30 protein-coding genes, 1 tRNA gene and 1 pseudogene are annotated in these 26896 nt (G+C 66.4%); 13 read left to right on the top strand and 19 right to left on the bottom strand.

Annotated features, from left to right (window positions below; all coding sequences use genetic code 11):
• Positions 1–10 precede the first annotated feature (10 nt).
• A tRNA-Thr gene (locus tag MFM001_RS20850) sits at positions 11–86 on the top strand.
• Positions 87–191, top strand: a pseudogene (locus MFM001_RS24970) (HNH endonuclease); the annotation flags it as partial.
• On the opposite strand, the gene MFM001_RS20840 reads toward MFM001_RS24970, so the two are convergent.
• Positions 192–917: a hypothetical protein gene (locus tag MFM001_RS20840; RefSeq protein ID WP_116377174.1), complete on the bottom strand. Its 726-nt coding sequence runs from the start codon at positions 915–917 to the stop codon at positions 192–194.
• 127 nt (positions 918–1044) lie between these two features.
• Here MFM001_RS20840 and MFM001_RS20835 point away from each other — a divergent pair, with 127 nt between their 5' ends.
• The 3 genes from MFM001_RS20835 to MFM001_RS20825 are packed head-to-tail and all read left to right on the top strand — an operon-like array spanning position 1045 to position 3919.
• Complete coding sequence (locus MFM001_RS20835) at positions 1045–1764, top strand: response regulator transcription factor (RefSeq protein WP_045384777.1); 720 nt, start codon at positions 1045–1047, stop codon at positions 1762–1764.
• 3 nt (positions 1765–1767) lie between these two features.
• Positions 1768–3201 carry a cell wall metabolism sensor histidine kinase WalK gene (locus tag MFM001_RS20830; protein ID WP_116377173.1) on the top strand — a complete coding sequence of 478 codons (1434 nt, stop codon included), beginning with the start codon at positions 1768–1770 and terminating at the stop codon, positions 3199–3201.
• Positions 3202–3241: 40 nt separating this feature from the next.
• Positions 3242–3919, top strand: coding sequence for a hypothetical protein (locus MFM001_RS20825; RefSeq protein WP_116377172.1), 678 nt, complete (start codon positions 3242–3244; stop codon positions 3917–3919).
• On the opposite strand, the gene MFM001_RS20820 is transcribed toward MFM001_RS20825, so the two are convergent.
• Complete coding sequence (locus MFM001_RS20820) at positions 3920–4324, bottom strand: HIT family protein (RefSeq protein WP_116377171.1); 405 nt, start codon at positions 4322–4324, stop codon at positions 3920–3922.
• Positions 4325–4389: 65 nt separating this feature from the next.
• On the opposite strand from MFM001_RS20820, the gene MFM001_RS20815 reads away from it, so the two are divergent.
• A complete protein-coding gene (locus tag MFM001_RS20815; protein ID WP_116377170.1) occupies positions 4390–4617 on the top strand; it encodes an antitoxin in 228 nt (75 codons plus the stop codon).
• On the top strand, positions 4614–5012 hold the full coding sequence (locus MFM001_RS20810) for a TA system VapC family ribonuclease toxin (RefSeq protein ID WP_116377169.1): 399 nt from the start codon (positions 4614–4616) through the stop codon (positions 5010–5012). The genes MFM001_RS20815 and MFM001_RS20810 overlap by 4 nt, the downstream gene beginning before the upstream one ends.
• 18 nt (positions 5013–5030) lie before the next feature.
• Here MFM001_RS20810 and MFM001_RS20805 read toward each other — a convergent pair whose 3' ends face one another.
• From MFM001_RS20805 to MFM001_RS20755, 11 genes are read right to left on the bottom strand one after another with little or no spacing between them, the layout of a single operon-like run.
• Positions 5031–5897 (bottom strand): SDR family NAD(P)-dependent oxidoreductase, encoded by an 867-nt coding sequence (locus MFM001_RS20805; protein ID WP_238159316.1) that lies wholly within the window; start codon positions 5895–5897, stop codon positions 5031–5033.
• A complete protein-coding gene (locus MFM001_RS20800) occupies positions 5894–6319 on the bottom strand; it encodes a ketosteroid isomerase family protein (protein WP_116377168.1) in 426 nt (141 codons plus the stop codon). The genes MFM001_RS20805 and MFM001_RS20800 overlap by 4 nt, the downstream gene beginning before the upstream one ends.
• A 14-nt stretch (positions 6320–6333) precedes the next feature.
• Positions 6334–8331, bottom strand: a complete 1998-nt coding sequence (locus tag MFM001_RS20795; RefSeq protein WP_116377167.1) for an FAD-dependent oxidoreductase — start codon at positions 8329–8331, stop codon at positions 6334–6336.
• Entirely contained in the window at positions 8328–9407 is a 1080-nt protein-coding gene (locus MFM001_RS20790; RefSeq protein ID WP_116377166.1) for a dihydrodipicolinate reductase, read from the bottom strand. The genes MFM001_RS20795 and MFM001_RS20790 overlap by 4 nt, the downstream gene beginning before the upstream one ends.
• Positions 9408–9411: 4 nt before the next feature.
• Positions 9412–10539: an NDMA-dependent alcohol dehydrogenase gene (locus tag MFM001_RS20785; protein ID WP_116377165.1), complete on the bottom strand. Its 1128-nt coding sequence runs from the start codon at positions 10537–10539 to the stop codon at positions 9412–9414.
• A gap of 58 nt (positions 10540–10597) precedes the next feature.
• Positions 10598–11152, bottom strand: a complete 555-nt coding sequence (locus MFM001_RS20780) for a nuclear transport factor 2 family protein (protein WP_116377164.1) — start codon at positions 11150–11152, stop codon at positions 10598–10600.
• Positions 11153–11154: 2 nt separating this feature from the next.
• Positions 11155–11361: a ferredoxin gene (locus MFM001_RS20775; RefSeq protein ID WP_116377163.1), complete on the bottom strand. Its 207-nt coding sequence runs from the start codon at positions 11359–11361 to the stop codon at positions 11155–11157.
• A 1-nt stretch (position 11362) separates the two neighbouring features.
• Complete coding sequence (locus MFM001_RS20770) at positions 11363–12721, bottom strand: cytochrome P450 (protein WP_116377162.1); 1359 nt, start codon at positions 12719–12721, stop codon at positions 11363–11365.
• On the bottom strand, positions 12718–13536 hold the full coding sequence (locus tag MFM001_RS20765; RefSeq protein WP_116377161.1) for an SDR family oxidoreductase: 819 nt from the start codon (positions 13534–13536) through the stop codon (positions 12718–12720). Before MFM001_RS20765 ends, MFM001_RS20770 begins: the two co-directional genes overlap by 4 nt.
• Entirely contained in the window at positions 13537–14739 is a 1203-nt protein-coding gene (locus tag MFM001_RS20760; protein WP_116377160.1) for a cytochrome P450, read from the bottom strand.
• Complete coding sequence (locus tag MFM001_RS20755) at positions 14736–15347, bottom strand: TetR family transcriptional regulator (RefSeq protein WP_116377159.1); 612 nt, start codon at positions 15345–15347, stop codon at positions 14736–14738. The genes MFM001_RS20760 and MFM001_RS20755 overlap by 4 nt, the downstream gene beginning before the upstream one ends.
• A gap of 142 nt (positions 15348–15489) precedes the next feature.
• Between MFM001_RS20755 and MFM001_RS20750 the strand changes: the two genes are divergently transcribed.
• The 4 genes from MFM001_RS20750 (at position 15490) to MFM001_RS20735 (ending at position 19052) form a co-directional block, all read left to right on the top strand.
• Positions 15490–16953 (top strand): aldehyde dehydrogenase, encoded by a 1464-nt coding sequence (locus MFM001_RS20750; RefSeq protein ID WP_116377236.1) that lies wholly within the window; start codon positions 15490–15492, stop codon positions 16951–16953.
• Between the two features lie 76 nt (positions 16954–17029).
• On the top strand, positions 17030–17779 hold the full coding sequence (locus MFM001_RS20745; RefSeq protein WP_116377158.1) for an SDR family oxidoreductase: 750 nt from the start codon (positions 17030–17032) through the stop codon (positions 17777–17779).
• Complete coding sequence (locus MFM001_RS20740) at positions 17776–18627, top strand: NAD(P)-dependent oxidoreductase (protein ID WP_116377157.1); 852 nt, start codon at positions 17776–17778, stop codon at positions 18625–18627. The genes MFM001_RS20745 and MFM001_RS20740 overlap by 4 nt, the downstream gene beginning before the upstream one ends.
• Before the next feature lie 8 nt (positions 18628–18635).
• Positions 18636–19052, top strand: coding sequence for a carboxymuconolactone decarboxylase family protein (locus tag MFM001_RS20735; RefSeq protein WP_116377156.1), 417 nt, complete (start codon positions 18636–18638; stop codon positions 19050–19052).
• Here MFM001_RS20735 and MFM001_RS20730 read toward each other — a convergent pair whose 3' ends face one another.
• Positions 19053–19646: a TetR/AcrR family transcriptional regulator gene (locus MFM001_RS20730; RefSeq protein ID WP_116377155.1), complete on the bottom strand. Its 594-nt coding sequence runs from the start codon at positions 19644–19646 to the stop codon at positions 19053–19055.
• Entirely contained in the window at positions 19646–20887 is a 1242-nt protein-coding gene (locus tag MFM001_RS20725; RefSeq protein WP_116377154.1) for a cytochrome P450, read from the bottom strand. The genes MFM001_RS20730 and MFM001_RS20725 overlap by 1 nt, the downstream gene beginning before the upstream one ends.
• A 101-nt stretch (positions 20888–20988) precedes the next feature.
• On the opposite strand from MFM001_RS20725, the gene purD reads away from it, so the two are divergent.
• Complete coding sequence (purD, locus tag MFM001_RS20720; protein ID WP_116377153.1) at positions 20989–22248, top strand: phosphoribosylamine--glycine ligase; 1260 nt, start codon at positions 20989–20991, stop codon at positions 22246–22248.
• Here the strand turns inward: purD and ggt are convergent.
• From ggt to MFM001_RS20700, 4 genes are all read right to left on the bottom strand, one after another.
• On the bottom strand, positions 22245–23828 hold the full coding sequence (ggt, locus tag MFM001_RS20715; protein ID WP_116377152.1) for a gamma-glutamyltransferase: 1584 nt from the start codon (positions 23826–23828) through the stop codon (positions 22245–22247). The genes purD and ggt overlap by 4 nt on opposite strands.
• A gap of 47 nt (positions 23829–23875) precedes the next feature.
• Positions 23876–24352, bottom strand: coding sequence for a hypothetical protein (locus MFM001_RS20710; RefSeq protein WP_116377151.1), 477 nt, complete (start codon positions 24350–24352; stop codon positions 23876–23878).
• A gap of 285 nt (positions 24353–24637) precedes the next feature.
• On the bottom strand, positions 24638–25186 hold the full coding sequence (locus MFM001_RS20705) for a TetR/AcrR family transcriptional regulator (protein WP_116377150.1): 549 nt from the start codon (positions 25184–25186) through the stop codon (positions 24638–24640).
• Positions 25170–25616 carry an SRPBCC family protein gene (locus tag MFM001_RS20700; protein ID WP_116377149.1) on the bottom strand — a complete coding sequence of 149 codons (447 nt, stop codon included), beginning with the start codon at positions 25614–25616 and terminating at the stop codon, positions 25170–25172. The genes MFM001_RS20705 and MFM001_RS20700 overlap by 17 nt, the downstream gene beginning before the upstream one ends.
• Before the next feature lie 76 nt (positions 25617–25692).
• Between MFM001_RS20700 and MFM001_RS20695 the strand changes: the two genes are divergently transcribed.
• Positions 25693–26868: a thiolase family protein gene (locus tag MFM001_RS20695; RefSeq protein WP_116377148.1), complete on the top strand. Its 1176-nt coding sequence runs from the start codon at positions 25693–25695 to the stop codon at positions 26866–26868.
• Positions 26869–26896: the final 28 nt, after the last annotated feature.

Below are 26896 nucleotides of genomic sequence, written 5' to 3'. Positions count from 1 at the left end.
GCCGACCCTGGCCGCGTTAGCTCAGTTGGTAGAGCGTCGCTCTTGTAAAGCGGATGTCGAGAGTTCGAGTCTCTCACGCGGCTCCAATTTCTGTCGGCGCTGACAGCCAGCTGCCGACGTACAAGGCGAGGAATCGCGGCAGGGGTCGCTACTACCGGCGACAGCGATACGCCGCGGGCCAGTCGTATTGATTATTCGTCGCCCTCGACGATGCGCTCGGAACGTATCTGCTGAGGCGGATAACGGCGTGGTGTGCGACGGCGCATCGGGATGCGTTCGGCGATGTTGCTCAGCGGGTTGACCACCATGGTCAGGGCGACGACCGCGTCCTGCAGGGTGGCGATGGCCGGCTCCAGCGCCTCCATCCCCGGTGTCAGCCGGGCCAGGGTGTCGGCGACGTCGGTGAGCTGCTCGAGCGGCCCGTGCCGCGCCGTCAGTTTGTCGATCAGGCCGCCCTCGGCCAGCAGCCGGTCGGCCAGCCCGTCCTCGGCGAGCACCCTCTCGATCAGCCCGTCGTCGGCGACCAGCTGGTCCACCAGCCCGCCGGGCTTCAACGCGCGCTCGAGGCCGCCGCCCTCCTCGGTCAGCCTGTCGAGCAGCCCGCCGGGCGCCGTCAGCAGGTCGACGATCCCGCCAGGTCGCAGCAACCGATCCACCGGACCGTCGGTGGCCAGCGCACGCCCGAGCGGGGCGTCGTCGTCCAAGAGCCTGGCCAGTCGGTTGGCGCGAGTGATCGCGTCGTCGATGCCGAACATGTGCGCGACGGCGTTCGGCCCGGTTTGCGCGCCCGCTTCGCCGAGCGTTCGGTGCGCCACGCCGAGGGCCGCCGTCGCCACACCCAGGCCCGCGTCGGCCGCCGCAAGCCCGACCCGCACGGGTGCGGTCGCGATGGTCACCAGGCTCTTGCCGAGGTTCATTCTTCGAGTCTAGGCATTCGGTCGTGCGGTTAACGCAGGTAAGACCGGACACGGCCGGTATTGGATTCACAGGAACTCCACAGGCGCTCTGGAGGTAACGTTCAACCAAGTGCGAGGGAATGAGCACATGGCATCGGCAACCACAGACGGAAACACCCCCGAGGCGCGGATCCTCGTCGTCGACGACGAGGACAACATCGTCGAGCTGCTCTCGGTCAGCCTCAAATTCCAGGGCTTCGAGGTCTTTACCGCGACCAACGGTCCGGCCGCCTTGGACCTGGCGCGAGAGGTCAAGCCCGACGCGGTGATCCTCGACGTGATGATGCCCGGGATGGACGGCTTCGGGGTGTTGCGCCGGCTGCGCGCCGACGGCATCGACGCACCCGCGTTGTTCCTGACCGCCCGCGACTCGCTGCAGGACAAGATCGCCGGGCTCACGCTGGGCGGCGACGACTACGTGACCAAACCGTTCAGCCTCGAAGAGGTGGTCGCGCGGCTGCGGGTCATCTTGCGCCGCGCCGGCAAGGGCGTCACCGAGCACCGCAACTCCCGGCTGACGTTCGCCGACATCGAACTCGACGAGGACACCCACGAGGTGTGGAAGGCCGGCGAGCCGGTGTCGCTGTCGCCGACCGAGTTCACCTTGCTGCGCTATTTCGTGATCAACGCCGGCACGGTGCTGAGCAAGCCGAAGATCCTCGACCACGTGTGGCGGTACGACTTCGGCGGCGACGTCAACGTCGTCGAGTCCTATGTGTCCTACCTGCGTCGCAAGATCGACACCGGGGAAAAGCGACTGCTGCACACGCTGCGCGGAGTGGGATACGTGCTGCGAGAGCCGCGATGACCGATGGCTAGACACCGTCGGGGAGCCCTGCCGCTGCGGGTGAGCCTCGTCGCGGCCACGCTTGTGCTGGTGGCGTGCGGGCTGGCAACCTCGGGCGTCGCCGTCACGTCGATCCTGCGGCACAGCCTGATCAATCGGGTAGACCAGAACCTGGAAGACGCCTCGCGCGGCTGGGCGCAGGCGCCGCGGCGGATGTCGTCCTACCCCAACGAGAGGCCCAACGCCGACCGTCCGCCCACCAACTTCTATGTGCGCAGCATCGGACGTGACGGGCGCACCTGGACCGTCGTCAATGACCGCAACGCCGAACCCGCACTGCCGGAGAACAACGACGTCGGTCCCGAACCCACCACGGTCGGTTCCGTCGACAGCTCCGGTGTGCAGTGGCGGGCGGTGTCGGTGCCGGGCCCGCTGGGTCGGGAAATCACCGTCGCCTACGACCTGTCCGACATCCAGCACACGGTCCGGTCGCTGGTGTGGTTGCAGGTCGGCATCGGCGCGGCGGTGCTACTGGTGATCGGTGTCGCCGGCTATGCGGTGGTGCATCGAAGCCTGCGGCCTTTGATCGAAGTGGAACAGATCGCCGCGGCCATCGCGGGCGGGCAACTGGATCGCCGCATCCCGGAACGCGATCCGCGCACGGAGGTGGGCCGACTTTCGTTGGCGCTCAACGGAATGCTGGCGCGACTGCAGCAAGCGGTGGCGTCGTCGGAGTCCTCGGCGGAGCAGGCACGCACCTCGGAGGAACGGATGCGGCGGTTCATCACCGACGCCAGCCACGAGCTGCGTACACCGCTCACCACGATCCGCGGCTTCGCCGAGCTGTACCGCCAAGGCGCTGCCCGTGACGTCGAGATGCTGATGTCGCGGATTGAGAGCGAATCGCGCCGGATCGGCCTGCTGGTCGACGACTTGCTGCTGCTGGCCCGCCTCGACGCGCAACGACCTTTGGAGCAGCACCGGGTCGACCTGTTGGCGCTGGCGAGCGACGCCGTGCACGACGCGCAGGCGATCGCTCCGGGGCGCACCATCGCGATGGACGTGCTCGACGGCCCCGGCACGCCGGAGGTGCTCGGCGACGAGGCCCGGCTGCGCCAGGTGCTGAGCAACCTGATGGCCAACGCGCTGCAGCACACCCCGGAAAGCGCCGACATCACCGTGCGGGTCGGCACCGACGGCGACAACGCCGTGCTCGAGGTTGCCGACAAGGGTCCGGGCATGAGTAAAGAGGATGCGGCGCGCGTCTTCGAACGGTTCTACCGCACCGACTCGTCGCGGGCGCGGACCAGCGGGGGAACCGGGTTGGGGCTGTCGATCGTCGACTCGCTAGTGCACGCGCACGGCGGCACGGTCTCGGTGACCACCGCGCCCGGCGAGGGCTGCCGCTTCCGGGTCAGCCTGCCGCGGGTGGCCGACGTGCCTGCTCATGTCGGCTGAGCCGGGCGATTGAGCCGGTTCGCGGAGATACAGTCACGCCATGGTCATGGCGAACGACGAAGACGGTTCGGCCCGCAGCCGTGACTCCACGGCCGCGCTCGCCGCGTTGTATGCGGCCGAGCGAACCGACGTGCAGAACATTCTCGGCCACGCACTGACCTTGGTGAGCGTGCTGGTGGCGTACGCCACGGTGATCGGTGCGGCCTGGGCGACGAGGCCGGATACCATCCCGCACTACTTGATTCCGGTGATTCCGATACCTGCATTGCTGGTGATCGCGTGGCACTCGCAGCTGAACAGTCGAGTGTGGGCGCACAATCAGGCCATCTTCATCCTCGAGCAGCGGCTCTTGGATCAGATCCCCAGCATCAAAAACCCGACCCGGCTCTGGATCGGGCACACGAGCGGGCGGCTGGTCAACGAGATCCCAATCTTGTTGAAAGAACGACGGTTTGGGATGGCTGCCGCGAGCATGATCACCTACGGCGGGATCCTGATAATCGTGTTGGCTTTGACGGTGGCGAGTCTGGTGGTGCCCATCGTCGTCTACCGGGATTGGCAATGGCTGGCATGGACGATGGCAGCGGTGTACGCGATCGCGCTGTTTCTCCTGGCCGCCTCGTACAAGTCCACCTTCGGCGTCAACATCGAGACGATGGACGAGTGGGCGAAATCCGCCCACGCCAGCTTTCCCGAGCAATTTCGGGAAGGCAGCTGATCAGGTCAGCTCGGCCAGTGCGGCTTTGATCTTGGCCTGCGCCTCGTCGAGCGATTCGGGCGACGGATTGCGGTCGACGTTGGCGAAGCCGAAATCGCTGAGGCTGCGGGTGGGGAAGACATGCACGTGCAGATGCGGCACCTCGAGGCCGGCGATGATGACGCCGGACCGCGTGGTGTTGAAGGCCCGGCAGACCGCCTTGCCGATCAGCTGCGCTACCGCCATGACCCGGCCGAACGTTTCGCGGTCGACGTCTTGCCAGTTGTCGATCTCGGCGCGCGGCACCACCAGCGTGTGCCCCTGGGTCATCGGCTCGATGGTCAAGAACGCCACGATCTCGTCGTCCTCGTAGACGAACCGACCGGGGATTTCGCCGTTGATGATCTTGGTGAAGACAGTGGCCATGCCTCACAGCATATTGCCGACAACCTCCGGCCTGCATCAAGGTGCAGTGATGATAAGGTGAGAAGATGCGAACTACCGTCGATTTGCCTGATGACCTGCACAAGCAAGTCCAGGCCATCGCTCGCGATACCCGCCGCACCCTCAGCGAGACGATCGCGGATCTGATGCGGCGTGGATTGGGATACGGCAAGACCACCACCGTGTCCAAGAGTCCGCGTACTGGTTTGCCGGTGGTCAGTCTAGGCATGGTCGTTACTTCCGAGGATGTCCGGTCCTTGGAGGATGAGGAATGACGACTCTCCTCGATGCCAACGTTCTCATATCGCTCGTCGTGTCCGATCACGTCCACCACGAGCCGGCCGAGAAGTGGTTGTCTGCGACCGCCAATCCGTTTGCGACCTGCCCGATAACCCAGGGCAGCCTCGTACGGCTATTGGTGAGGAATGGAGAACCGGCGAACACCGCGAAGGAAATCATCGAAGGGATGGCGCTCGATCCGCGCCACGAATTTTGGCCTGACAGCATCTCATTCGCAGATGTCGAGCTCGTAGGCGTCCTTGGTCATCGCCAAGTGACGGATGCCTACCTGGCACATCTAGCCCGGTCACACAATGGCCGCCTTGCAACTTTCGATCAAGGGCTCGCGCAGCTTCACCGCGATGTCGCAGAGCTCGTCCCGACCGACTAACCGGGTCCTCTACGAGAATCAGCTCATCAGCTTGGCGAGCTCGAGCACCGCCCATGGCGGCGAGTCGTGGTGGTCCCGGTACGCGATGACGGCGGGCGTGGGCCGCGGGTATCGCCCCACGAAACCGCCTGCGGCGACGAAGATTTCACCGGTTACCTGTGCGGCGAGGTCGCTGGACAAGTAGGCATACAGCGGCGCTACGTACTCCGGTGGTGCGACGTCCAGCGACCCGTGCATGCTGGCCTCGTCCAGCAGGCCCCGCCGGTGCAAGTCTTTGATGTGGGCTTCGTAGTCCGGGCCGGTGGACAGCCGTGTCCTTGCGCCGGGGCACACCACGTTGGCCCGCACCCAGTGTTGTTTGAGTTCCGCGGCGATCGCCAGCGTGAGACTGTTCACGCCGCCCTTGCCTGCCGGATAGCCGGTGCCGCCGTAGTCGCCGAGGAACGCCGACGAACCGGTGTTGACGATGCTGCCGCCGCCCTGCGCGACCATCTTCGGCGCGGCCGCTCGGCAGGTGGCGAACATCGTGCCGAGGTGCGCGTCAAGCAGTTCGCGGAACTGTGCCGGGGTGATGTCGAGGATCGACGACCCCGGCGGCTCGGCGATGCCCGCACAGTTCACCAGAATGTGGATGGCGCCGAATTCGTCAACGCAGCGCTGCACCAACGCTTCTGCGACAGCGTGATCGGCCGGTGAACCCGGGTGCGCGACTGCGCGGCCGCCGTTGTTGGTGATGGCTGTGGCGGTGTCATGTGCCGCCTCGGTGTCCCTCCCGTTGACCACCACGGCGGCACCGTGCTGTGCCAGAGATGCAGCCACCGCGGCACCGATTCCGCGTGAGCCGCCGACCACCACGGCGCCGCGGCCGGCCAGCAGCGGACTCACTCGGCGGTGCCGAATGTCATCATGTCGAGGTTCCAGTAGCCGCGCATGTTGGTGATCAGGCCGGCGTCGTTGACCTTGTAGGTGAACACGCCACGCACACTGCTGGTGATGCCGTTGTCGAACTTGCTGTCCAGCACCAGGATATGCGCGATCTCGTTGGGGGAGCTGGACGGAAAGGTCTCTTCGCAGGTGATCGTGAGCTGGTTGGCGGCGATGTTGGTGTCGTAGAACCCCGCGACGCCGTCCTTGCCCCGCACCCCGGTGCCGTCGGGGTTGGTGACGGCCTTGCCGATCGGGTCCTCGACCACGACGTCGTCGGCCATCAGTGCCAGCCAGCCCTCCCGGTCGTGGGCCTGCACGCAGCGCCACGATGCCTGTGAGGCGGCCAATGCGGGGGATTGCTGAACGGCTTCTGGCGACATTGCTGTTCCTTTCGTTAGATGGCGCAGGCGGCGCGGGCGCCGTCTTCGGTGGCTTTGCGGATCAGGCCCAGACCGGTGCAGTCACCGGCGGCGTGTATTTCGGTGTCGGGCAGGGCGGTTACCAGTGCCTCGAACAATGTGGTATCGGCCTGCGGGGTGCCGGCGACGACGACGGTGTCGGCCGGCAGGCGGCGCGTGGCCCCTTTCGCGGGGGTGAACATCACCGCGTCGTCGGTGATCCGCTCGACGGCGGCCCTCACGTGGACCGTCACGCCGAGACGGTCGAGACGATCCATGTGTTCGGTCCGGCGTTTGAGACCCACTTCGGGGGCAATCGCCTTGCCGGACTCCAGGATTGACACCAACCGGCCGCGGGCCGCCAGAAACTCGGCCAGCTCGAGGGCCACCAAGTCGCCCCCGATGACGGCGACGCGCCGGCCGACCGGCATCCATGCGCGGGTGGCCTTACGCATCAGTGTCGGTTGGACCAGCCGCTGCCTGCGCCCTGCAAACAGCTCGCGCAGCGCCGGCCCGGTCCGCACATGTGGAAGCTCCGCGCCGGGTATCTTCGGGACGGCGATTTTGCCGCCGGTTGCCACGACGACGCTCTCCGGCGACAAGCCCACGACATCCTCGGTCGAAACAGCGTGATTCAACACGACTTTCGCGTGGCTGCGGGTGATCTCGTCGCGCAGATACCGCAGGAACGGTTCGTTCTCCGGGTGCAGCACCGCCGCCCAGAGCAGCGCCCCGCCGAGTTGGCCGTGCCGTTCGAACAACGTCACCCGGTGCCCGCGTTCGGAGGCGACGCGGGCGGCTTCCAGGCCGGCCGGGCCGCCGCCGATCACCACCACCCGCTTGGGGCGCTTGGTGCGGCTCGGGGCCAGCTCGCGCTCCTTGCCGGTGCGGGGGTTGACCGCGCAGTCGACGGAGAAACGCTGTTCCATTGCGTCGATGCAGTTTTCGCATGAGATGCACTTGCGGATCCGGTTGGCCTGGCCGGTTTGCAGTTTGCGTGGTAGCTCGGCGTCGGCGAGCAGCGGGCGGCCCATCGCGACGAAATCGGCCCGACCGTTGGCCAGGATCTGTTCCGCCCGGGCCGGATTGTGGATGCGGCCGACGGCGATCACCGGCACGTCGACCACTTCTTTGACCGCGGCCGCGGCGCCCACGTTGAGCGCGTCCCCGTCGTCGGCGCCGTTGACCATCTGGGTGACCAGCCGGTCGATCACCCCGCCGCTGACATGGAAGGCATCCACCCCGGCGGCCACCAGTTCCGGTGCTACCTGGGCGGTTTCGTAGATCGGTCGCCCGCCGGCGACGCGCTCGTAGCCGGAGATCCGCAGCGTGATCGGCAGCGCGTCGCCGATCTCGGTGCGAATCGCGGCCAGTGTCTCCAGCACGATGCGAAGCCGGCCACGCACCGAGTCGCCGCGATAGTCGTCGGTGCGCCGGTTGCGTTGCGGGGCAAGGAAAGAGCCGAGCAGCATGTAGCCGTGCGCGGCGTGAAGCTCGATGCCGTCATAGCCGGCTTCGGCGGCCCGTCGCACCGCGGCCTTGAACAGGTCGAGTACCTCGGTCAGCTGCTCGGTAGTGATCTCCGCTGACGGCCGCCCGGTCAGATACGACGGGATCACCGACGGGCCCAGCGACATCACGCCGTGCATTTCCGGGCCCAGGCCGTCGGGTCCGGCGTGCACGATCTGCGGCTGGATCTTGGCGCCGTGTTCATGGACTGCCTCGACCAGCCTGCGGTGTGCGTCGACCGCGGCGTCGATGCCGAGATGCAGCCCGCCGGGGGTTTCGGGGTGTTGATGGTCAACACCGGTGGCGCCCACCGTGATCAGCCCGACCCCACCCTGCGCGCGGGCGGCGAAATAGTCGCAGGTGCGCTGCGACGGCAGGCCTTCGGGAGTGCCGTACATGGTCTCCATCGGCGACATCACCAGCCGGTTGCGCACCGACATGCCGCCGATGCGGCCGGGCTGCAAGAGGTTTGGGAAGGCGCTCACCGGCTGAAGCGACCCGCGAAGGCGCGCAGCGGCAGGTCGGCGCTGGTGAGGATGCCGGGCGGCGCGTCGACAACCGCCCGGATCGCGTTGAGCGCGGGCATGCCGGTGACGGTCATCCCGATCGCCGCGAAGGACTCGACCGACGAGAAGTCGGTGCCCGGCTTGGGCAGAATCAGGTGCTTGCTGTAGATGCAGGGGTCGCCCTGGATCTTGGTGATGTAGCAGCCCTGAATGTCCCAGTGCGGGTTGGTGTGCGGCGTCATCTGCCATTCCAGATGCAGCTCCACCCGCGGCACCCCGTCGAGGGCGCCGATGTACTGGAACGCCGCGCCGCCGACTGATCCCGCCGGCAGCCGATACCAGCCGAGGTCCACGTCCTTGGTGCAGGCACCCAACTCGTAGTGGAACGTGACCTCGTCGAGCGGGATGTCGAGAGAGTCGGCCATCAGCCGTATGCCGTCTTCGAATACCCGGGTGCCCAGCTCCAACAGCCGCGGCACCTCGGGGTCGTCGACGGGGCGACCGAACCCGCAGTTGGCCCACGTCGGTGCGGAATGGTGGCACGACACGTCGACCGATTCGATGCAGGTGACATTCTCGATGTCGGCCACGTCGGCGCTGTGCACGATCGTAAGGATCTGCGCCAGACCGGGATTCATCCCAGTGCCGTAGAAGCTGGACCGCCCGCGCCGGCAGGCATCCTGCAGTACCTCGGATTCGGTGCGGCCGTCCGGCAGGCGGTGGTTGGTGTTGCGGTGGTGCCCGGTCACCCAGTCTGCGGTGGTGACGACGTTGATGCCGGCCTCTAGCACTCGTTCGTAGAGCGCCAGGTCCGGCCACACCCCGTGGAAGGTCACGCAGTCCGGCCGCGCGGCGATGATCTGGTCGACCGAGCCGGTGGCCGTCACCTCCAGCGGTTCGACACCGGCGACCTCACCGACGTCGCGGCCCACCTTCTCCGGCGAATAGCAGTGCAGGCCAACCAGTTCCAGGTCCGGATGCCGGGCGATCCGCTTGATCATCTCGGTCCCGACGTTCCCGGACGCCACCTGGAACACCCGCAGCGGGCCGGCCATATCGCTACCGGTCGTCGTCGGTATAGCGGATGACGCCACGAATGTTCTTGCCGTCCAGCATGTCCTGGTAGCCGTCGTTGATCTGCTCCAGCTTGTACTGGCGGGTGATCATGTCGTCGAGGTTGAGCTTGCCCGCCTGGTACATCGACAGCAGCTGCGGGATGTCGAACTGCGGGTTGCCGCCACCGAAGATGGTGCCCTGCAGGTTCTTTTGCATCAGGGTGAGCATCGCGAGGTTCAACGTGACCTGGTTGTCGATCAGGCTGCCGATCGCGGTCAGCACGCAGGTGCCGCCCTTGGCGGTCATGATCATGTAGTTCTCGACGTCGGCGCCGTGCAGTTCGCCGACGGTGACGATCACCTTCTTGGCCATCAGGCCGTAGGTGACCTCCATGATGCCGGCCAACGCGGCGTTGATGTCCGGATAGACGTGCGTGGCACCGAATTTCAGCGCCTGGTCACGCTTCCACTCCACCGGGTCGATCGCGAAGATGTAGCGGGCGCCGGCGTTGACCGCTCCCTGCAGCGCGGCCATGCCGACACCGCCGATGCCGACGATGGCCACGTCGTCGCCGGGGCGGATGTCGGCGGTGCGGGTGGCCGAACCGTAACCGGTGGTGACGCCGCATCCCACCAGGGCTGCCACCTCGAACGGCACGGACGGGTCGATCTTCACCACCGAACTCTTGTGCACCACCATGTACGGCGAGAACGTCCCCAACAGGGTCATCGGGTAGACGTTTTGGCCGCGGGCCTGAATGCGGAAGCTGCCATCGGACACCGAAGCGCCGTTGAGCAGCCCGGCCCCCAGGTCGCAGAGGTTACGCATGCCCGCCTGACACGTCTGACATTTGCCGCAGGACGGGATGAACGACAGCACGACATGATCGCCCACCGCGATGTCCTCGACACCGGGGCCGACCTCCGTGACGATGCCCGCACCCTCGTGGCCGCCGAGCACCGGGAAGCCCGCCATCGGGATGCCGCCGGTGACCAGGTGATGGTCGGAGTGGCACATCCCGGCCGCTTCCATCTGGATCTTGACTTCGTCCTTGCGCGGGTCACCGATCTCGATCTCCTCGATCGACCACGGCTGGTTGAACTCCCAGAGCAGCGCGCCCTTTGTTTTCACCGCGAACCTGCTTTCAACTAGTTGGTGGGGGACCTGTGCGACAGCGTAGTGACGTGGGTCACCACAGCGGAACCGGGGCCTTACCTAGCGGGTAGTAGCCAGGTAGCTTCTCGCCGGCGAGGCTGCGTTCGATTCGCTTCTGCATGCCCGCCGACAGCTTGCCGGCCTTCATCAGGTCCATGTACAGCGTCTGGACGTGGCCGAAGTCGAAGAAGTCACGCTGCCATTCGATGAGCTTGGCCCCGTCTATCTCGGTCAGCCGAAACCAGCTGCCGCCGATGCCGTAGATCTCCTGTTGCCCGCCGTCGCCGTCGACAACCACCTGTTTCCAGAAGCCGACGATTTCGCCTTGCCGGTCGTCGATGATGACCTTCTGGTACGGGTACTGCCAGTTCTGTAGGCCCTCCATCTCCAAGCCGAGTGCGATGTCGCGGATCTCGTCGATCCCGACGCACATCACGTCCTCCTTCGGCCCGATGTTCCAGCCGTAAGTGGCCTCAGGGGCGTAGAAGTCGGCCAGCGGCTTCCAGTCGCCAGCCTTCTCGCAGTCCTTGTTGGCCTGAAGCCAGCGTTGTACCCAGTCGTCCAGTTCTGCACGCGGGAATGACGCCATGGTCAGTCTTCTTTCTCTTCGATGGACAGAGCCTGGGTGGGGCAGGCCCAGACGGCTTGCTCGATTTCTTTGCGGGCCTCGTCGGGCGGCTGGTCGTCGAGGATTTCGACCTGGCCGCGCTTGGGCACCCGGAAGTAGTCGGGCGCTTCCAGTTCGCACATCGCGTGTCCCTGGCAGAGATCCAGGTCGGCTTTCACCCTGTAACCCATCTCAACTCCTGCGGCGGTAGCGCACCTTGGCCGGTTGAGCCAGCTGCACCACCATCTTGGAATGATCGTTGCGGTAGCTCTCCGACGGCTGGGTCATCTCGAATTCGTACTCGCGCAACAACACCGAGAAGATGGCCTTGATCTGCATGGTGGCGAACGCCGCCCCCACGCAGCGGTGCCGGCCGGCGCCGAACGGGATCCAGGTCCACCGGTTGATCAAGTCTTCTTGCCGCGGCTCTTCGTAGCGCTCCGGCACGAAGTCGTCCGGGTCGGGGAAGTCCTCGGGGATGCGGTTGGAGATCGCCGGTGAGGCTGCGACGAAATCGCCCTCGTGAATCGGGTAGCCGCACACTTCGAATTCGCCCTTGGCGACGCGCATCAGAATGATCAGCGGCGGGTGCAGCCGCAGCGTCTCCTTCAGCACATTCTCCAGCCGCGGAATCTGGCGCAGCGCATGGAAACTCACCGACTGGCCGTCGCCATAAAGCTCGGTGAGCTCGTCGATCACCCCGGCGTAGACGTCGGGGTGGCGCATCAGCTCGATCAGCGTCCACGACGCGGTGCCCGAACTGGTGTGGTGGCCGGCGAACATCAGCGAAATGAACATGCCGGTGACCTCGTCGGCCGAGAAACGGGGATTGCCGTCGTCGTCCTTGATCGACACCAGAACGTCGAGCATGTCCCGGTCGCTCTTGTCGGCCGGCGGGTTGGCGATGCGCTGGTTCATGATCTCCTGGACCAGCGCCACCAAGCCTATTCGGGCCTCGTCGCGGCGACGGAAGCTCTCGATCGGCAGGTACGGATCGACGTAACACAACGGGTCGGTGCCGCGCTCGAGCTCGTGGTAGAGCTGGGCGAACCGATGGTCGAGCTGCTCGCGGAACTTCGGACCGATCAGGCACGCGGTCGAGGTGTAGATCGTCAACTTGGCGAAGAAGTCGAGCAGGTCGATTTCGCCTTCCTCGCCCCAGTTCTCGATCATCCGGCGCACTTCGCGCTCGATCGTGACGGCGTGGCTTTTCATGTGCTCGCCGCGCAGCGCGGAGTTGTGCAGCATCTCCTTGCGCCGCTCCGGGCTGGCGTCGAACACCACGCCCTTGCCGAAGATCGGCGTCATGAACGGGTAGGCTTCGGCCTGGTCGAGGTCGTCGTCGCTGGAGCGGAAGAAGAACTCGTTGGCCTCCGCCCCGGACAGCAACACGACCTGTTTGCCGGCGAGCTGGAACCAGCCGACGTCGCCGCATTCGTCGCGGACCCGTTTCATCAGCCCGATCGGGTCGGTGCGGAATTCTTCGAGGTGGCCGTGTTCTTCCTCGCCGCCGGATACCCGCGGAACTTCTTTGAGCTCTTGGCTTGTCACGATTCCTCCGGATACTTCAGTTGCTTGCGTTCCGCCGGCGCGTTGGACAGCGGCGCCTCGGGCTGGATCTCCATCGACGTGATGAACCCGCCGCGCGGGGTTTCGGCGACGAACGCGATCGCCCGGGCGAGGTCGGACGCACGCAGGAAGTAGTCGTGGCGGGCCTGGCCCCATTTGGCCCAGTCTTCGAGCATCGGGCCGATGGACTCCGGCGGCAGGCTCCAGCCCATACCGGTCTTGGTCGGGCCCGGGTGAACGATCGAGGCGCGAACGCCGGTCCCCTCCAGTTCCATCTGCAGGTTGGTGACCATCGCGGTCAGGGCCGCCTTGGCCGCGCCGTAGGCACCCATGTGCGGGCGCTGGCGCAGCGCGACGTCGGATCCGACGAAGATCAGGTCACCGCGTTGGCGTTCGAGCATGCCGGGCAGCACCGCGGTGGCCAACCGGTTGGCGCCGATCAGGTGGATCTGCACCTGGGATTCGAAGACGTCGGTGCTGATTTCGTGCAGGCGGCCGAAGAACGTGTCGCCGGCGCCGGTGATCAGCAGTTCGATGTCGCCGAGTTGTTCGGTCGCTTGGTGCACAAACGATTTCACCGACTCGGGTTCGGTGACGTCGAGGTGCAGCGCGACCGCTTCGCCGCCGTCGGCTTTGATCTGGTCGACCAGCTCTTGGCATTTCTCGACGCGGCGGGCGCCCAGGGCGACCGGGAAGCCGCGACCGGCGAGTTCGACGGCCGTCGCGGCGCCGATGCCCGACGACGCGCCGGCGACGATCGCGGGACGGCGGGCCGGATGTGGTTCGAAGCGAGGCATTTACACGGTCTCCACGGTGATCGGCAGGTGGGCGAATCCGCGGACGTTGCTGGAGTGGACGCGGACGGCGTTGTCCTCGTCGACTTCGTAACCGCGGATCCGCTGGAACAACTCTGTGAGCGCCACCCGCGCCTCCATCCGGGCCAGGTGCGCGCCCAGGCAGAAGTGCGCGCCGCTGCCGAAACTGACCAGCTTCGAGCCGATGTCGCGGCCGATGCGGTACTCGTCAGGGTTGTCGAACACCCGGTCGTCGCGGTTGGCCGAGCCCGGAAGCAGCAGCAGCACATCGCCTTCGGGGAGCGTGGTGTCATACAGCGTCAGTTCTTGCGCGACGGACCGGGCGAGGATCTGGCTGGACGTGTCGTAGCGCAGAGTCTCCTCCACCCACAGCGGAATCCTCGAGTGATCGGCGTACACCGTCGCCAGCTGGTCGGGATTCTTGAAGCCCCAATATGCCGCGTTGGCAAGCAGTTTGGTGGTGGTCTCGTTGCCGGCGACCACCATCAGGAACAGGAACGCCATGATTTCCTCGTCGGTGAGGCGGTCACCGTCGAGTTCGGCCTCCAGCAGCGCCGACGTCAAGTCGTCGCTGGGCTTCTTGCGACGCTGGGCGACCATGTTCGCGTAGTACACCATCAGATCGGCCGACGCCTGGATCGCCGACGGCGGAACATCCGCCAGACCGTCTTCGCGATGCATGACGCCGTCGGCCAGTTCGCGGATGTGTGCCCGGTCGGGTTCGGGCACGCCCATCAGCTCGGAGATGACGTCCATCGGCAGCTTGCCGGCGAATTCGGCGATGAAATCGAAGCTTTCGGATTGCAGCGCGGTGTCGAGGTGCATGCGGGCCAGCTCCACCACCCGCGGCTCGAGTTCGCGGATTCGGCGCGGCGTGAAGCCTTTGGAGACCAGCGTGCGCAGCCGCAGGTGCCCGGGGTCGTCCATCGCGAGGAACGACATCACCTTGTGCGCGTCGGGAGTGCGCGACACCGGATCCAGCGACACCCCATACTCATTGGACAGCGCGGTGCTGTTGCGGAAGCCCTGCAGCACATCCTGATGGCGCGACAACGCCCAGAACTTCAGCTCGTGGTTGCGGTACAGCGGGGCCTCGTCGCGCAGCCGCCGATAGTACGGGTAGGGATCCTCGTGGAAGTCGTAATCGTAAGGGTCGAGCAGTAATTCGGGCGTACCTACAGTCATTTGCCTTCTCCCAGTATTAGCCCCACGACATAGCCCAGCCGGTCGGCGATCTGGTGATAGCTGAACGCGCCGCTGCCGGCCTGCACCAGCGCGCCGAAGAACGTCATCTCCAGTGCGGCCACCGTGCGCGAATCGGCATCCGGCCCGATCGCCGACGTGACGCGGCGATGGATCTCTGCGCCGATCCGGTCGCGCACGGTGCGGACCGCCGCGTCGGCGCCGCCGCCGAGCAGTGCCGTCGTGCAGGCCGCGGCGACCTCGGGTTCGTCGGCGACCACCAGTGCCAGATGCCGTAGCGCCTTGTCCACCCGCACCGGCATCGGATCGTTGACGTCGGTGAAAAACGGCACCTGCCGGACCAGGTCGAGATAGACCTCGGCGATCAGGTGGTTCTTCGACGAGAAGTAGGTATAGGCCGTCGCCGGGGCCACCTTGGCGCGGGCGGCCACCGCGCGCACGGTCAAATCGGCGTACGACTTCTCCCGCAGGACCTCGATGCCGGCGGCCAGCACCTTGCGGAAAGTCTCTTCCTGCCTGCGGTTGCGCGGCGCTTCCCCGGCGTGGCGATCGGCATCCGACGTGATCGCCGCCACTGCATCGCTGGACACATGTCCAAGTTATCGGATGGCGCCGCGGGTAGGCAAGTCTCCAGTACAAACAGCAGGCACTTGCTCCGTCGGCAGCCAGGCGGCTATGGTTCGACTGGACTATTCCGGACAAGTGTCCATCGCAATGAGGCGGGAGCAGAAGATGGCGTTACTGGCCGACGGAGCGAGTGCTCTGCTCATCGACGGAAAGCTGTCGCCCGGCAGTGCGGGCACCTTCCCGACGATCAACCCGGCCACCGAAGAGGTGCTGGGCACGGCCGCCGAGGGCAGCGCCGACGACATGGGCCGCGCCATCGAGGCGGCGCGGCGGGCCTTCGACGACACCGACTGGTCGCGCAACACCGAGCTGCGGGTGCGCTGCGTGCGCCAGCTGCGCGACGCGATGCGTTCCCATGTCGAGGAGCTGCGCGAGATCACCATGTCGGAAGTCGGGGCGCCGCGGATGCTCACCGCGAGCGCGCAGCTCGAGGGACCGATCGACGACCTGGCGTTCAGCGCCGACACCGCCGAAACCTATTCGTGGAACCAGGATCTCGGTGAGGCCGCCCCGCTGGGCATCCCCACCCGCCGCACCATCGCCCGCGAAGCCGTCGGCGTCGTCGGCGCCATCACCCCGTGGAACTTCCCGCACCAGATCAACCTGGCCAAGCTCGGCCCGGCACTGGCCGCCGGCAACACCGTCGTGCTGAAACCCGCACCGGACACGCCGTGGTGTGCGGCGGTGCTCGGCGAGCTCATCGTCGAGCACACCGACTTCCCTCCCGGCGTGGTCAACATCGTCACCTCCAGCGACCACAGCGTCGGCGCGCTGTTGGCCAAAGACCCTCGGGTGGACATGATTACGTTCACCGGGTCGACGGCCACCGGCCGCAGCGTGATGGCCGACGCCGCCGCCACGATCAAGAAGGTCTTCCTGGAGCTAGGTGGCAAGTCGGCGTTCCTGGTGCTCGACGACGCCGAGCTGAACGGCGCGGTCTCGGTGTCGGCATTCTCGGCGTGTATGCACGCCGGGCAGGGCTGCGCGATCACCACCCGGCTGGTGGTGCCGCGCTCGCGCTACGACGAGGCGGTCGACATCGCGGCGGCCACGATGTCGTCGATCAAGCCCGGCGACCCGACTGATCCGGGCACGGTCTGCGGTCCGCTGATCTCGGAGCGGCAGCGCGACCGCGTCCAGGGATACTTGGATCTGGCTGTGGCAGAAGGTGGTTCGTTTGCATGTGGCGGCGGCCGGCCGGCAGATCGTGCGGTGGGGTTCTTCATCGAACCGACGGTGGTCGCCGGGCTGGGCAACGACGCCCGCGTCGCCCGCGAGGAGATCTTCGGCCCGGTGCTCACCGTGATCGCCCACGACGGCGACGACGATGCGGTGCGCATCGCCAACGATTCGCCGTATGGGTTGTCGGGCACTGTCTTTGGCGACCCTGACCGCGCCGCTGAGGTGGCGTCCCGGTTGCGGGTGGGCACGGTGAACGTCAACGGCGGCGTCTGGTATTCCGCCGACGCGCCGTTCGGCGGTTACAAGCAGTCCGGCAACGGCCGCGAGATGGGGTTGCTCGGCTTCGAGGAGTACCTGGAGGCCAAAACGATTGCCACGGCGGTTTAACGCGCCGAGTGTGCACTTGAAGCACGCTCTAACGGAAAAAGCGTGACACAACCCCACATTCGGCGGAAAGGAAGACATGAGATTCGAAAACAAGGTGGCCATCGTCACCGGGTCCGGCGGCGGCATCGGCCAGGCGTATGCCGAGGCGCTGGCCCGGGAAGGGGCAGCCGTCGTGGTGGCCGACATCAACGCCGAGGCGGCCGAGGGGGTGGCCAAGCAGATCACCGCCGACGGCGGTACCGCGCTGGCCGTCCCGGTCGACGTCTCCGACCCGGCGTCGGCCAAGGCGATGGCCGACCGCACGTTGTCCGAGTTCGGCGGCATCGACTACCTGGTGAACAACGCCGCGATATTCGGCGGCATGAAACTGGATTTCCTGCTCACCGTCGACCCCGAGTACTACAAGAAATTCATGAGCGTCAACCTCGACGGCGCGCTGTGGTGCACCCGCGCGGTGTACAAGAAGATGGCCAAGCGTGGCGGCGGCGCGATTGTCAACCAGTCGTCCACTGCCGCGTGGCTGTACTCGAACTTCTACGGTCTGGCCAAGGTCGGCATCAACGGTCTGACTCAACAGCTTTCGCGTGAGCTGGGTGGCCAGAACATCCGGATCAACGCGATCGCGCCGGGGCCTATCGACACAGAAGCCAACCGGACCACCACTCCCAAGGAGATCGTCGACGACATCGTCAAGGGTCTCCCGTTGTCGCGGATGGGAACTCCCGAGGACCTGGTCGGCATGTGCCTGTTCCTGCTGTCGGATGAGGCGTCGTGGATTACCGGGCAGATCTTCAATGTCGACGGCGGACAGATTTTCCGCTCATGAGTGAACAGATGAAGCTCGGCTACATCGGGCTGGGCAACATGGGTGCGCCGATGGCCAAGCGGTTGGTCGACTGGCCGGGCGGGGTCACGGTTTACGACGTGCGCACCGAGGCGATGACGCCGCTGGCCGAAGCCGGTGCCACCCTGGCCGACAGTGTGGCCGACGTCGCGGCCGCCGACATCATCAGCGTCACCGTCCTCGACGACGCACAGGTGCGCGAGGTAGTCGCCGAACTGACTGGCAACGCTAAGCCGGGCACCGTCATCGCGATTCACTCCACGATCAGTGACACCACCGCTGTCGAACTCGCCAATGAACTGAAACCGCAAGGCATCCATATCGTCGACGCGCCGGTCAGCGGCGGGGCAGGTGCCGCCGAGAAGGGCGAACTGGCCACCATGGTGGGCGCCGAGCGCGACGTCTACGAAAAGATCAAGCCGGCCTTCAAGCAGTGGGCGTCGCTGGTCATCCACGCCGGCGAGCCCGGCGCCGGAACGCGAATGAAGCTGGCCCGCAACATGTTGACGTTCACGTCGTACGCCGCGGCATGTGAAGCGATGAAGCTGGCCGAGGCGGCCGGGCTGGATTTGCAGGCGTTGGGCAGGGTGGTGCGCCACACCGACGCCCTCACCGGCGGCCCGGGTGCGATCATGGTGCGCGACGACATGAAACCCCTTGATCCAGACCACTTCCTGTACCAGCCCTTCCTGCACACCCGCGGGCTGGGCGAAAAGGATCTGAGCCTGGCGCTGGCATTGGGCAAGGCGGTATCGGTGGAGTTGCCGCTGGCCGAGGTGGCCCGGCAGAACCTTGCCGCCGGCCTCGGCCTGCCGCACTCGAACGGATAGGAGACGCCATGGACGAGTTGCGCCGCAAAGGCCTTGAGAAGATGAACGAGGTCTACGGCTGGGAGATGCCCAACGTCGAGGGCGACGCGTACTTCGACCTGACCGTCGATCACCTGTTCGGCAGCATCTGGACTCGGCCAGGGCTGTCGATGCGCGACAAGCGGATCATGACGCTGACCGCGGTGACCGCGATCGGAAATCGCGACTTGGCCGAGATCCAAATCAACGCCGCGCTTCTCAACGGCGAACTCACCGAGACCGAGCTGAAGGAGATGGCCGTCTTCCTCACCCACTATTTGGGGTTCCCGCTGGGATCGGCGCTCAACGGCGCCGTCGACGCCGTCGTGGCAAAGCGCAAGAAAGGCGCCGGCGAGGACAAGAAGGCCAACGTGGACGCCGCGGTGAAGATGCACAAGGGCGAGTAGCTAGCCAGCCACGGCCGACGCGACCCAGCGGCGCAGGTAGCGGCGTAGCTCCGCACCTTGCCGCGGCGGCCGGCCGGGGTCGATGACGAACGACTGGATGATGCGCAGCAAGTGCTCAGCCAGCTCGCCGACATCGGCGTCGGCTAAACCCGCTGCGGCCCAATCGACGTCGAATCGCCGCAGCATCGCGTTGGCGAATTGCAGGGCCACGTCCGAGGTGACGTCGGCGGTGAACGCATTGTGCCGGTCGGGCGCAAGCAGCAGCCCGATGTGTTTGTCGTTCGGCAGCCATTCCAGTGCGGTGGCGATTCCCTCGGTGACCGCGTCGACGGGATCGGTGATTCCCGACAGGTGCGCAGCCAACCGGTCGAGGAAGCCGGTCGCCGCCTGTGTCGCCGCCGCCACCAGCAACGCGTCGGTGCTGGGGAAGTACCGGTACACCGTCTGCCGGGTCACCCCGAGCGCCCGCGCGACGTCGGCGATGCTGATGTCGGCGCCGCGTTCGTCGATGGCCTTGCCGGCCGCGGCAAGGATGCGGGCGACGGCCTCCTCGTCGGACGCCGGGGTTGCGCCGGCCCAGCCGTGGGTGCGCACTACCCGTGATAGGAAACTTGCAGGTCTTTGATGCCGTTGATCCAGCCAGACCGGAGCCGTTCCGGCTCAGCGAGTTTGGTGATGTTCGGCAGCTGGTCGGCGATCTCGTTGAAGATCAGCTTGATTTCCATGCGGGCCAGGTTAGCGCCGATGCAGTAGTGCGCGCCGTTTCCGCCGAAGCCGAGGTGCGGATTCGGGTCGCGCAGAATGTTGAACTCGAACGGGCGGTCGAAGACTTCTTCGTCGAAGTTGGCCGAGCTGTAGAAAAGGCCGGCCCGCTGGCCTTCCCGGATCGTGACACCGCCGATCTCGACGTCTTTGCGCGCGGTCCGCTGGAAACAGTGCACCGGTGTTGCCCAGCGGACGATTTCGTCGACGGCGGTCTCCGGCCGCTCCCGCTTGTAGAGCTCCCACTGGTCGGGATAATCGGAAAACGCGTTGATGCCATGCGTCATGGCGTTGCGGGTCGTCTCGTTGCCTGCGACGGCCAGCAGGATCACGAAGAACGCAAACTCGGTTTCCCCCAGCGATTCTCCGTCGATGTCGGCCTGCACCAGCTTGGTGACGATGTCATCGGCCGGACAGCGACGGCGTTCCTCGGCCATGGTGTAGGCGTAGCCCATCAATTCGGCATTGGCCGTCGTCGGGTCGCTGTCGAAGTCCGGGTCGTCGGTGTTCATGATGGCGTTGGTCCAGGCGAACAGCCGCTCGCGGTCGGCCTCGGGTACCCCGATCAGGTCGGCGATCGCCAGCAGGGGCAGCCGCATCGCGATGTCGTCGACGAAGTTGCCGGAGTCCTTCTCGGCCGCGGCCCGCACGATGTCGCGGGCGGCCGACGCCAGCTTCTCCTCGAGGGAGGCCACCGATCGCGGTGTGAACAGCCGCGACACCAGTTTGCGCAACCGCGTGTGCTCGGGCGGATCGTGGTTGATCAACAGCGCCTTGGTCAGTTCCAGCTGCTCGGCAGTCACCCCGTCGGGCAGCCGCATCACGGCGCCCTTCGCGTTGGTGGACCAGACCTCGTTGTCCCGGGAGATCTCTTTGATGTCGCGGTGGCGGCTGATCACCCAGTAGCCGCCGTCGTCGAAGATGTTGGAGCCCGGCGCCTGCTCGTTCCACCAGACCGGCGCGGTCTTGCGCAGCTGGGCGAACTCCGCGACGGGCATCCCCCGTTTGAGCAGGTCGGGGTCGGTGAAGTCGAAGCCCGCCCCGAACGGACAGGCACGCTCGGTTGTCGTCATGTGTGGCCGCCTCCCTGAGTGATCTGACGCACACCCCAGTGTCTAGACCATACACATAGCTGTCAAGTGTATGGCCGTGACCAGCGATAGGCTGACGTCTCGTGCGCGTCCTGGTGATCGGTTCCGGTGCCCGTGAACATGCGCTGCTGGTAGCGCTCGGCAAGGACCCGCAGGTCGAGGCGCTGGCCATCGCGCCGGGCAACGCCGGCACCGCGGCGGTGGCCGACCAGTACCAGGTGGACATCACGTCAGGTGACGAGGTGGTGGCGCTGGCCCGCCGCGTCGACGCTGATCTGGTCGTCATCGGCCCCGAGGTCCCGTTGGTGCTCGGGGTGGCCGACGCGGTGCGCGACGCCGGCATCGCCTGCTTCGGGCCCAGCAAGGACGCCGCCCGTATCGAAGGCTCCAAGGCCTTCGCCAAGGACGTCATGACCGCGGCCGGTGTGCGCACCGCGTCCAGCGAAATCGTCGACAACCCAGCACATTTGGATGCCGCGCTGGACCGGTTCAGCGGGCAAGCCGCCTGGGTGGTCAAAGACGACCGCTTGGCCGCCGGCAAGGGCGTAGTGGTCACGCAGGACCGGGCCGTCGCTCGCTCACATGCCGCCGGGCTGCTCGAGGCCGGGCATCCGGTGCTGCTGGAGTCCTACCTCGACGGCCCCGAGGTGTCGCTGTTCTGTGTCGTCGACGGCAAAACCGTGGTTCCGCTGCTGGCGGCCCAGGACTTCAAGCGTGTCGGCGACGGCGACACCGGACCCAACACCGGCGGTATGGGCGCCTACGCCCCGCTGCCGTGGCTGCCCGACGAGGTGTATAGCAACATCGTCTCCGGGGTTGTGGAACCCGTTGCGGCAGAACTGGTTCGACGCAGCTGTCCGTTTTCCGGGCTGCTGTACGCCGGGCTGGCCATCACCTCCAACGGACCCGCGGTCATCGAATTCAATTGCCGCTTCGGCGATCCGGAGACGCAGTCGGTGCTGGCGCTGCTGGAATCGCCGCTGGGTCAGCTGCTGCACGCGGCGGCCACCGGCGGGCTGGCCGACTTCGGGGAACTGCAATGGCGCGACGCCGCCGCGGTCACCGTCGTGCTGGCCGCGGAAAACTACCCGAGCCGGCCCCGGCTGGGGGATGTCGTCGTCGGCGCCGACGCCGAGGGAGTGCTGCATGCCGGGACGGCCCGGCGCGACGACGGCGCGATCGTGTCGTCGGGTGGTCGAGTGCTGTCCGTGGTGGGGACCGGCGCGGATCTCGCCGCCGCGCGTGAGGCCGCCTATCGCACGTTGGGTTCAATCCGCTTGCCCGGTGGCCATTTTCGCAGCGACATCGCCCTGGCCGCCGCGGAGGGCACGGTCCGGGTCTAGAACCCCACGGCCTGACCGTCGCGGCGGGGGTCGCTGACGGCCAGGTAGCCGTCGTCGAGTCGCCAGATCGCTTGGCAGCTGCCGAACTGGTTGTAGTCGTCGACCACGACCAGTTCGTGGCCGCGGGAACGCAACTGGTCCAGCGTTGCCTGCGGGAAGCCGCCTTCGCAGGCGATCTGGTTGCCATACACCCAACGGAACCGCGGGCCGTCGCAGGCCGCCTGGGGGTTCTGGCCGTAGTCGACGATGCGCGCCACCACCTGCACATGACCTTGCGGCTGCATGGTGCCGCCCATCACCCCGAAACTCATCACCGGAGCGCCGTCCCTCGTCATGAAGCCGGGAATGATCGTGTGATACGGCCGCTTGTTGGGCCCGACCTGGTTCGGATGACCCTGCGTGGCAACGAAATCCGCACCGCGGTTCTGCAGAGCGATACCGGCACCCGGCACCACCACCCCGGACCCGAAGCCCATGTAGTTGGACTGAATCATCGACACCATGACCCCGGACGAGTCGGCGGCGGTGAGATACACCGTGCCGCCGCGCGGAGTTCCGGCCGACGCCGGCTTGGCTTGCTTCGGGTCGATCAACGCCGCCCGGTCCGCCAGATAGTCCTTGTCCAGCAGGCGTTCGGGGTCCACCGCCATGTGGTCGAGGTCGGCCACATAGGCCTGCGCGTCGGCGAAGGCAAGCTTGATCGCCTCGATCTGCAGATGCACGCTGTCGGCCGAATCCGGCGGATACGACGCCAACTCGAACTGCTCGAGGATGCCCAGCGCGATCAACGCGACGATGCCCTGCCCGTTGGGCGGGATCTCGTGGACCGTGTAGCCGCGGTAGCCGGCGCTGATTGTGCCGACCCAGTCTGCGCGATGAGCGGCCAGGTCGCTGGCCCGCATGGCACCGCCATTGACCGTCGAGTGCTCCTCGAGCGCGGCTGCCAGCTCGCCCCGATAGAACGTCTCGCCGTTGGTGGCGGCGATCTTCTCCAGCGTGGCCGCGTGGTCTGGAAACGTGACCCGCTCACCGGCCTGCGGCGCCCGGCCGCCGGGCATGAACACCTCCGCGAAGCCGGGCTGCGATTCGAAGATCGGCACCTGCGCAGCCCACTGCGCCGCCACGGTCGGCGACACGAGAAACCCGTTGCGCGCGTAGGCGATTGCCGGTTCGAAGAGCCGCTCGAACGGTAGCTTTCCGAACTTGGCGTGGAGTTCGACCCATCCCGACACTGCACCTGGCACTGTGACCGAATTCCATCCAAGGGCGGGAACGCCTTTGCCGCCGAAGTACTCCGGCGTCCACGCCGCGGGGGAGCGCCCGGACGCGTTCAGTCCGTGCAGCCGGCGGCCGTCCCAGACGACGGCGAATGCGTCCGAACCGATGCCGTCGGACACCGGCTCCAGCACGGTCAAAGCGATCGCGGTGGCCACCGCCGCGTCGGCCGCGCTGCCCCCGTCGGCGAGCATCCGAAGGCCTGCCTGCGCAGCCAGCGGTTGCGACGTGCACACCACGTTGCCGGCCAGGACCGGCGTCCGCGGCCACGCGTAGGGAAACTCCCAACCGAACGGCACGGTCACGCTCGGATCCTTTCTTTTCAGTGCACGGCGGTCGGCCGAACCTACGATTATCCGCTCCGGACGTTGGGACCGAATCCGTTTGCGGCAACATATCCAACGGCGCTGCCAAGTATCGCGAACTTGATGAGCGCAGCGATCTGCGCTAGCCGGGCATGGACGCGAATGTGTCTGTGGTCGAGTACCTTCAACAGCGAGACACCCTCGGCCGCGTCCGCGGCGACGGCAACGAACACTGCGGCGGGCAGGGCAGCCGGATCGCCATGACGTCGACGTACGCGGTCGACAAGGAGCCCCGTGAGTGTGCCGTAGGTTGCCATGTAACCGAAGTCGAGCCACAGAGATAACCGCGCGGCCCGCTGCCCGTCGCTGCCCCAGCGGGCCATGATGTCCTCAGCTCGAGCCGCGCTACCCGCCAGCTCAAATGGAATGATCCCGGGACCGCCGGACGCGCGCATGCGCCGTTCCACCAGCAGCATGACGGTTGTGTAGACGCCGAAGCCGACAGTAGCTGCCGCGAGACGCATGTGGTCACTCCTCCCAGACTCCTTTTGATGGAAATCGGCTGCCAGTTACGTTATTTGGAACGCGGCTACCGTCCATCGGCCCCAGTCATCGGCGACCCCACGCGGCCGCTCTTCGATGGCGTTACTCTCGCGCAGCTCGATCAAGCTCGAGAATATGTCGATTGCGGCGGTCGCCTGGCCGGCTGCGTACGTCTTTAACATGGACCGAGGCTAGTCCTGATCTGTTCGCAGTCGCTTGAATGGATCCGTCGTATCGGCAAGCACCGTCAATCCGTATGCGCGGATTCATTGCGAACGCTGCCGGATGAGGTCGACGAAGGCCTGGGCCGCCGCATTCACGCCGTCGTCGTCGTCGGTGGCAATGAGGTCAAGCAATAGGCCCCGGATCACGGCCAGGCCCAAGCGCGACAGGGCAGGATCGGTTGTGCCGTCGGCCATTACGTCGACTTCGTGCAACCAGCTGTCGATGACCCCCGGAATCATCCGCGTGTACGGACTCTCACCCTGCGCTCCCCGCGCGTAGCACTCGAAGAAGAGTCGCTCGAACGGGCGAAGCTCGGGGCGTCGAACGTCGGCCCACATCGCGGCCACTCCGTCGGCTGGATCGGCCGGCAGGTCATGGAGGATCGCCATCTGCCGGCGTTCGACCTCTTCGACTATGGCCAACAACAGCTCGTCGCGAGAGCCGAAGTGGTGCAGCAGCATTCGATGGCTAGTACCTACCGCTTCAGCGATGTCGCGCAGCGAACGGTCGCCGATCCCGCCCGACGCGAACTCCCGGGTGAGGGCGTCGAGGAGTTCGCGGCGCCGCTCCGCGTCAGGAGGCCGGGCCATCAATTTGCCGACGCTGCTCGCTGCGCGTCTTAAGACCTTGCGCCTCCAGTTCGAGGTAGCGGCGGGTCATCCCACGCATAATTCGACCCACCAACGCGCCGATCGGGCCGCGTTGATCGATCCGCTGCCGCACCAGGGTGCGCGCGTCGGTGGTGGCGACGACGTCGTGGCGGGCGATAGCCGTGCCACCAGTGGATCGCTGTACCCAGGTCCATGTGGAACCTGGGAGCACTTCGGTGACCTCCCACACGAGCTTGGGCATGCGTGGCTGCTTGATCTCGAACCGCTTGCCGACGGCCAGACCCAGTCCGTCGATGGCGACCAGGCGGGTGACCGAGGCGGTCCATTCCGGCCATCGCTCGACGTCGCTGAACACGTCCCAGACAAGTGCGGCCGGTGCGTCGATTTCGACGCTGCTGTCGGTAATCATGTACCAAATGGTACATGCTTTGTGAAGCGCTGTCCTGGTTATCGTCGTCGCTACGGTAATTGTTACGATTGCCCGCATGCCAAAGCCCGTCATCGTCAGTGCCGTCCGGACCGCAATCGGAACGTCGTTCAAAGGTTCACTGGTCAACACCCCGGCCGAGGTGCTGGCCACTACCGTGTTGCAGGAGGTCGTCCGCCGATCCGGCCTGGAGCCCGCGGCTATCGACGACGTGATCTTCGCCGAATCCCATTACGGCGGCGGCGATTTGGCGCGTTACGCTGCGGCCGCGTCGGACATGGTGTCGGTGCCCGGGCAGGCCGTCAACCGGCACTGCGCCGGCAGCCTCACCGCGGTTGCCAACGCCGCCGCCCAGATCGGCTCCGGTGTCGAGCGCGTCGTGGTGGGCGGGGGAGTGCAGTCACTGTCGACGGGCCCGCTGATGAACTGGCGCATCCCCGGGCCGACACTGGAGTTCGAAGAACGCTGGATGCCGCCCACCCACGTGGAGACCCCGGATGCGCCGACCCGCGACATGTCCATCACCGTGGGCTGGAACACCGCCCAAGCGGTCGGCATCACCCGCGAGGAAATGGATGCGTGGGCGCTGCGGTCGCATCAGCGCGCGATAAACGCGATCGATGACGGCAAGTTCGCCGACGAGATCGTCCCGCTGAAAATCCAAACGCCTGACGGATCGTTGGTGGAGTTCAGCGTCGACGAGCACCCGCGTCGCGACACCAGCCCGGAGAAGCTGGCGTCGCTGAAAGTGCTGCACCCCGAAATCGAGGGCTTCTCGATCACCGCGGGCAACAGCAGCGGCACCAACGACGCGGCCGCTGCGCTGACGCTGGCCGACGAGGAGTTCGCCCGGTCCGCCGGGCTCACCGTGCTGGGCGCCGTCAAGACCTGGGCGTCCGTCGGTGTCGAACCGCGAGACACCGGGCTGGGCGCGGTGCGGGTGATCGGCAAGGTGCTGGACCGGGCCGGCTTGTCGCCCGCCGACGTCGCGCTGTGGGAGATCAACGAGGCGTTCGCTTCGGTGCCGATCGCCGCGTGCCGCGAATACGGGCTCGACGAGGATCGGGTCAACATCTACGGCAGTGGGTGCAGCCTGGGCCACCCGATCGCGGCCACCGGCGCGCGGATGCTGACCACGCTGGTGCACGAGTTGGGTCGTCGCGGCGGTGGGATCGGGGTCGCCGCGATGTGTGCGGGCGGCGGTCAGGGCGGCGCTGTCGTCGTCGAGGTGTAGACCTCACGGCGAGCAGCTACCAGGGGAA

The organism is Mycobacterium sp. MFM001 (assembly GCF_003402475.1).
Lineage (GTDB): Bacteria > Actinomycetota > Actinomycetes > Mycobacteriales > Mycobacteriaceae > Mycobacterium.
This window is presented reverse-complemented; position numbering and strand designations above follow the sequence as displayed.